Annotated in this window: 7 protein-coding genes and 1 pseudogene; 5 read left to right on the top strand and 3 right to left on the bottom strand. The window is 40.5% G+C overall.

What is annotated here, in order from left to right:
- Positions 1–76: 76 nt before the first annotated feature.
- Positions 77–280 (bottom strand): annotated as a pseudogene (locus GNF10_RS34105) (IS5/IS1182 family transposase); the annotation flags it as partial.
- A gap of 236 nt (positions 281–516) precedes the next feature.
- Between GNF10_RS34105 and GNF10_RS34100 the strand changes: the two are divergent.
- From GNF10_RS34100 to GNF10_RS34080, 5 genes are all read left to right on the top strand, one after another.
- Entirely contained in the window at positions 517–924 is a 408-nt protein-coding gene (locus GNF10_RS34100) for a hypothetical protein (protein WP_185582166.1), read from the top strand.
- 472 nt (positions 925–1,396) lie between these two features.
- Positions 1,397–2,464, top strand: coding sequence for a PDDEXK nuclease domain-containing protein (locus GNF10_RS34095; RefSeq protein WP_311774258.1), 1,068 nt, complete (start codon positions 1,397–1,399; stop codon positions 2,462–2,464).
- Between the two features lie 303 nt (positions 2,465–2,767).
- Positions 2,768–3,547, top strand: a complete 780-nt coding sequence (locus tag GNF10_RS34090; protein WP_185587054.1) for a ParA family protein — start codon at positions 2,768–2,770, stop codon at positions 3,545–3,547.
- A 2-nt stretch (positions 3,548–3,549) separates the two neighbouring features.
- On the top strand, positions 3,550–4,005 hold the full coding sequence (locus GNF10_RS34085) for a hypothetical protein (protein WP_185587020.1): 456 nt from the start codon (positions 3,550–3,552) through the stop codon (positions 4,003–4,005).
- Positions 4,006–4,539: 534 nt separating this feature from the next.
- On the top strand, positions 4,540–5,541 hold the full coding sequence (locus GNF10_RS34080; protein WP_185587023.1) for a tetratricopeptide repeat protein: 1,002 nt from the start codon (positions 4,540–4,542) through the stop codon (positions 5,539–5,541).
- Between the two features lie 182 nt (positions 5,542–5,723).
- On the opposite strand, the gene GNF10_RS38140 is transcribed toward GNF10_RS34080, so the two are convergent.
- Positions 5,724–5,870: a hypothetical protein gene (locus tag GNF10_RS38140; protein ID WP_221644698.1), complete on the bottom strand. Its 147-nt coding sequence runs from the start codon at positions 5,868–5,870 to the stop codon at positions 5,724–5,726.
- An 8-nt stretch (positions 5,871–5,878) separates the two neighbouring features.
- A complete protein-coding gene (locus tag GNF10_RS34075) occupies positions 5,879–6,016 on the bottom strand; it encodes a hypothetical protein (protein ID WP_185587025.1) in 138 nt (45 codons plus the stop codon).
- Positions 6,017–6,192: the final 176 nt, after the last annotated feature.

Raw genomic sequence — 6,192 nt, 5'->3', positions numbered from 1 at the left:
ACCCTTATTTGCAGAGAATGTGGTTTCAAAATCGCCTTGTTTGCGGTTTGAAGCGTTTATGTTTGCAGTTCGCTACAATTACCAGTATCATTGCCAAACGCCAAGGTGCTTGTGCTGGCTGACCGCGTTGTGCATAAAGTGATGCGAAATCTTCATCCTCGTAAAAGACCCCAAGTTCATCACGCAGTCGCATATATAAATTACCTTTTGGAAACGCGGCTTTGGCTACACGTACCGTTTCATTGGGAATAGGAGGAATTTCTTCAGGATGTAAGCACATATACTGCCTCCACAGGTATTTCTTCTAGTTTATTGATTATTGAGGCAGCTAACTTAATTTTTTTCTTTCCGTGTATTACACGGAAAGGGTAATTCTACTGTCCCATGTAATACACGGCAAAATCGGCGTTTTTATGTTAAGTAATGTTTCGCCAACAGTATCCGTATCTCGGCGGCCACCCAACCTCTAAATAGGGTTGCAAACATAGCTTGCAAGGGTCATAAAACTATCTCATAATGGTAGTCCAACTCCAGCAAGGAGGCAGGTGGCATAAAGAGAAGGTGAAATTGAAAAATATAGCTGGAAATGATGTATCTATTTTTTTGTTCCAATTTGAATTACGCGGTTATGGCATTGACTTTGTTTTGAATGAGGCTATTGCCGCTGACATCTACCAAGATGTAGATGAGAAAATAAAACCGCTTGTCCACGCATGTTGCGAAACACTTTCACGGTACAAACACTTGAGCATCAGCAACGTCATTATGGACGGCAATTTTCTTGCTACAGGAGAATTTGAGGTTATGCTGAGTAAGGGGTTAGGACGACACTTTATACATCAGGAAAAGGAGCGGTTATTTCAGGATGCCAAAAATATTGCCGATCTCTTAGCCGTGGTAATGAATAGAAGAACTCAAAAATAAGAGGGTAGTGATATGGAAGTAGTGGTAAAGAAAACGGTCGTTTTTTTTAACTTTATATTTGCAGTTAATCCTGGCTGAAATTCAAATGATTTTTTTGAGAGGTTGGGATATTTTTTGAGCAAACTGTCAAACTACCGTTTGACTAGACTTTCAGTTAGTTGCAAATAATCCTGGCTCAAACCGATGATTGCAGGTCTGAGTGATTAGCATTGTAGGTCGCTACAACTAGAATAATGCGATCGCATATCATCTGCAAAACAATGACCAACCTTGAGCGTGTATTCTTTGACAACTTTTTGCTTACTTGGGTGGCTGCCTTATAGCGGATAAGAGAGCATAACTCCTATCGGGTAAGGAATGTAGAAGGCATCAGGTTTTACGTTTTAAGCAAGTATAAATAATTACCTATTCACACACAGATGGTTATTGCATTTAATGTAAAATACAGTAACCACCTGATACGTTCTTCACCGTGACCGATTCCCTTTTTCCAGAACTGACCAACTATGATGCTTTTCTAAACATGCTTAAACAGCGTGTTCGCACGGCGCAAATACGGGCGGCACTCGCTGTTAACCAAGAATTGGTGGTGCTTTATTGGCAGATCGGCAGGGAGATTTTACAACGCCAGCAGGATGATGGGTGGGGAACGAAGGTAATTGAGCGTCTTGCCAAGGATTTAAAACAGGAGTTCCCAGATATAAAGGGTTTTTCCCGTACAAACCTGCTCTATATGCGGGCTTTCGCGGAAGCTTACCCGGATGAGTCATTTGTCCACCAGCTTGGTGGACAAATCCCCTGGCGGCATAACTGTGTCTTGCTGGATCGTGTAAAAGCGCCAGAGCAGAGGGTTTGGTACATCCAGCAAACCATCCAAAACGGCTGGAGCCGTGCCATCCTGGAAATGCAGATTGAGAGCCGTCTTTATGAACGCCAAGGCAGCGCAGTCACCAATTTTAGCCAGACCTTGCCTAAACCCCAATCCGATCTGGCACAGCAGCTGATCAAAGACCCGTATAATTTTGACTTCCTGACGTTGGGCAAAGAGGCGCAGGAAAGGGATTTGGAGCGGGCGCTTGTAGAGCGCATTCGTGACTTTCTCCTGGAACTCGGAACAGGGTTCTCGTTTGTGGGAAGTCAGTATCCTCTTGAGGTCAGCGGACAGGAATACAGGCTTGATCTGCTGTTTTATCACCTCACGCTGCGCTGCTATGTCATTATTGACCTGAAAATGGTGGAATTTCAGCCAGAATTTTCGGGGAAAATGAACTTTTATGTATCAGCAGTGAACGCTATTCTGCGCCATCCTGATGATCAGCCTACCATCGGCATCATTCTTTGCAAGTCTAAAAACAAGACGGTTGCCGAACTCGCACTGCAAGGGATGACACAACCTATCGGTGTTTCCACACACCAGATAGGACAGGAGGTTCCAGAACAGCTTAAAGGCATTCTGCCTACGGTGGAACAATTGGAGATAGAACTGAATACGGTGGCAGCCGAACTTGAAGCACAGAAGGATAGCAGGCTGGATATGTAATGTTTCTATGATCAGGAATAGTGGTTAACCGACTATATCGCTTTTTACCTTTTTCAATACGGCGGATTAATTTTTTATTGTCGATCACTGAAAAGCAACCAGAGCAAGCATTTCGCCCTAAATCTTGGAATGTCCCTGAATCCCGGAAAAATCTCTAAAAAGCTAAAAAGCTAAATTTAGCTAAAATCAAAAAGCTAATTTTACAAAAAGCTAAAAAGATAATTAACTAAATTTATTAATTGACAAATTAATCAAATGAGTTTAAGTTAATTGGCTAATTTAATAAAATTACTAAAAATATATATGTTGACCATTACGGTAAGCTCCTTGAGTGGCGGACAGGGCAAGACGACGACCTCACTGTTCTTGGGGCGGCTGCTATCACGCCAGGGCTTGCCCACCTTGATGCTAGACTCCGACCCCCAACATAATCTCACCACCTATCTAGGGTTTGAGTTAGAACCCAACCAACCAACCCTATTGGAATTTCTCAAAAAAACAGTCGCACCAGAAGACTGCATCTACCCAACACAAGACAACGACAACTTATTTCTTATCCCCGCCGACGACCAACTTGATACCGTACAAGATTATTTATCTAACAGTGGAGTTGGTGCAACCTTACTCAAACGACGATTGGAAGCCATCAGCAAAATTTTCAAAGTGTGCATAATTGATGCCCCACCCCAGCGATCGCAAATTTGTTTGACAGTGATCGGCGCAGCAGATTTTTTAATTATCCCCGCCGAAGCATCAGTTAAAGGTTATGGTTCCCTGGTGCGGACACTGGACTTACTCAGTGGCTTGCAAGATGTCGGCGCAACGAATGCCCAAGTATTAGGTGTTTTACCCTTCCGCGACCGTTGGTTTGGGAACACCCAAGCCCAAGAAAGTCGGGCGGCTGTAGATGGAATGCGTGATGAAGTTGGCGAGGGGTCAGTTATACCCTCAATCCGCGAATCAGAACGCTACAAACAAGCCATCAACAAACGTACAACTCTCTCGCAGTTGGGATATACCGACTTGGAATATCCCTTTGAAATTTTAATTGAGAAAATTCACGCTGCACTTGGGGGTAAATAAAAATGTCAGATAACGTACTCAACCAACTACGCAACAAACGCAATCGCTCCACAGTTGAACCACGCCAAGATGCACTCGTTCCCAAAGTACAACCCGAACCCCAAACAGAAGAACAAAACTCACCACAGGAAACCAGCCCAGTTACCGATCCAGCCAACCCAACTGCTACACCAGCAGACACAATCGCTGAACTTCAAGCTGAACTTGAAAAATATCCCGAAACTCGACGACATTCAGCGATCGTCCTTGAAAAAGACCTCGACCAAGAATTAACACGGTTTTGTAAAGATAGGGGAATCACAGTTGAGGTATTTCTAGAAGCTGCTTGGACTTTTGCTAGTGCAGATAACGCACTTTTAGAAAAAATCACCACTGAAGCCAAACGCCGCTACGACCAACGTAAGCGAGTTGGTCAAATTAAACGGTTAATAACTATGTTGAGTAACTCAGCTAAGTGATAGAAATGTAGTCATTGTCCAGTTGGCTCTGGGAAGGTGGGATTACGTAGATACGGTTTTCGGGTTGTTTATAGTGGTGTGGAGAGGACTTAGTAGCCCTTTATTATCTTGCCTTTTAATTGTCTGATCTTCCTATCTTTGCTCTTTTTTTATGTACGGAATGAAAATTTTGAAAGTTGAATTAATACTATTTTATATATGGACATTTACCAACATTATCAAGATTTTCGGATGTGTCATCTGAATACCAAATTCATCTTTTTATTTCTCTTTTCTCTCGCATGACAATTTGTACTCTTTAAATATTTGTAAATGACCATCAACAAGTCCCTGCATCTCACAATCTTACTTCCTCTGTATTAATAACATGATTTTATTTTTATTTAAAACATATACTACTTAAGTATTTCTATTCACCTGTTCTTATAGTTTAGTGCTGGTTTGTTTGAGCTATAAGGGTGATTACGGTTGGTGCAAGATATGAGTTAATGCTAATTTTGATACATCGTACATAAAACCAACCCTTAACCAATCATGAATAATCCACAACAACTGAGAGAAGAGCAAGCCAAAGTCTACTACAATGGCGGTCTTGTTTACTGTGAGCAGAAAGAATGGGAATTAGCACTGGCTGATTACAACAAAGCTATCCAAATAAATCCTGATTCTTCTATTGCTTATAGCCTTCGCGGTATGCTTTACAAAAATATGCAAAAATGGGAATTAGCATTGGCTGATTACAACAAAGCTATCCAACTAAATCTTGATTATACTGAACTTTATATTCTTCGTGGTAGTCTTTACAAAGACCAAAAAAATTTAGAATTAGCACTGGCTGATTTTAACAAAGCTATCCAACTTAATCCTGATGATGAAGAGGCTTATGCTAATCGCGGTAATATTTACAAAGAGCAGCAGAAATGGGAATTAGCACTGGCTGATTTCAACAAGGCTATCCAACTTAATCCTAATTATGGCGAGCTTTACGTTGGTCGTGGCAATCTTTACGATGATTTGGAACAATGGGAATTAGCACTGGCTGATTACAATAAGGCTATCCTGATAAATTCTAACGATGCTGCGGCTTACTACAATCGCGGTCTTTTTTACTATAACCACAAACAATGGGAATTAGCACTGGCTGATTACAACAGAGCTATCCAACTAAATCCTAATTTAGAGCAGTCTTATCTCAATCGCGGTAATCTTTACAAAGACATCAAACAATGGGAATTAGCACTAGCTGATTATGACAAAGCTATAAAATTTAATCCTGACAATGCTTTAGTTTATCTCAATCGCGGTATTCTTTACTATAATCAAAACAAAAGGGAATTAGCAATATCTGATTTCAATAAGGCCATTCAACTTAATCCTGATTTAGCTCAAGCCTACTACAATCTTGGTGTTCTTTATTATCAAATTAATGATAAGCAAAAAGGAATAAAAAATTTACAACAAGCTGCAAGATTATTTATGACTCAAGGTAATATTGCAACCTATGAATCTGTCATGAATCTGTTAAACCGATTATAGGCAGTCTCTTTACTATACCGCGTCTTAACTGAAACCTATAGTTCCTATATCGGAAATTAAAGTTTTCAAGGTGGACGGGGTATAACATTAAATTTCTAGAAAGTATCTTAGAAATAAGATAATAATTAATGATAAGCAAAATTTACTATTCACTAAAAAAATAAAAACTTTATTGAAAAGTTCTACATTTTTGGTCGAGGTTGTCGTTGTGCTTTAGGTAGGATTTGCATAGTATGGGGATCACAACGCTCAAACAGTGGATTAAACCATTCAATAGCTTCTAAACCAGCAAAAATTTTTACAGGTAGCCCCATGTTCCTGATTGCCACTTGTAATACTAATAAGCTCCGCCCTTACCTTTGGCGCGGTAACGAACAATTTTGATATCAAAGCCGGAAATTACAGAGTTAGCATAACCAAATGACACTTGCCCACTTCCGCAAGAAGTATTTTGGTGATCACGGAGTGTAAACATTCATGCACCCCCCTGTGACTGTATGATGAACGTTATTGGAAACGGAAATTATCAGTAACAATATGTAACTATCTTTCTTCATTGCATGAGCAAGATTGGTCGCATTGATTGTTTTCCCTAAGCCTCCATTTGGGGTTAGTACGGCGACAACTATCATTATTTAAAGATTTTGATAC

Source organism: Nostoc sp. UCD121 (genome assembly GCF_014222285.1).
In the GTDB taxonomy this organism is placed as follows: Bacteria; Cyanobacteriota; Cyanobacteriia; order Cyanobacteriales; family Nostocaceae; genus Nostoc.
The sequence above is the reverse complement of the archived record's forward strand: the minus strand, read 5'-3'. Positions and strand labels throughout refer to the sequence as shown.

Bases quoted from the DNA above. Each gene is read 5' to 3' on its own strand.
- GNF10_RS34100 (WP_185582166.1), top strand. From the start codon at position 517: ATGGTAGTCCAACTCCAGCAAGGAGGCAGGTGGCATAAAGAGAAGGTG.
- GNF10_RS34090 (WP_185587054.1), top strand. From the start codon at position 2,768: ATGTTGACCATTACGGTAAGCTCCTTGAGTGGCGGACAGGGCAAGACG.
- GNF10_RS34085 (WP_185587020.1), top strand. From the start codon at position 3,550: ATGTCAGATAACGTACTCAACCAACTACGCAACAAACGCAATCGCTCC.
- GNF10_RS34080 (WP_185587023.1), top strand. From the start codon at position 4,540: ATGAATAATCCACAACAACTGAGAGAAGAGCAAGCCAAAGTCTACTAC.
- GNF10_RS34075 (WP_185587025.1), bottom strand. From the start codon at position 6,016: ATGTTTACACTCCGTGATCACCAAAATACTTCTTGCGGAAGTGGGCAA.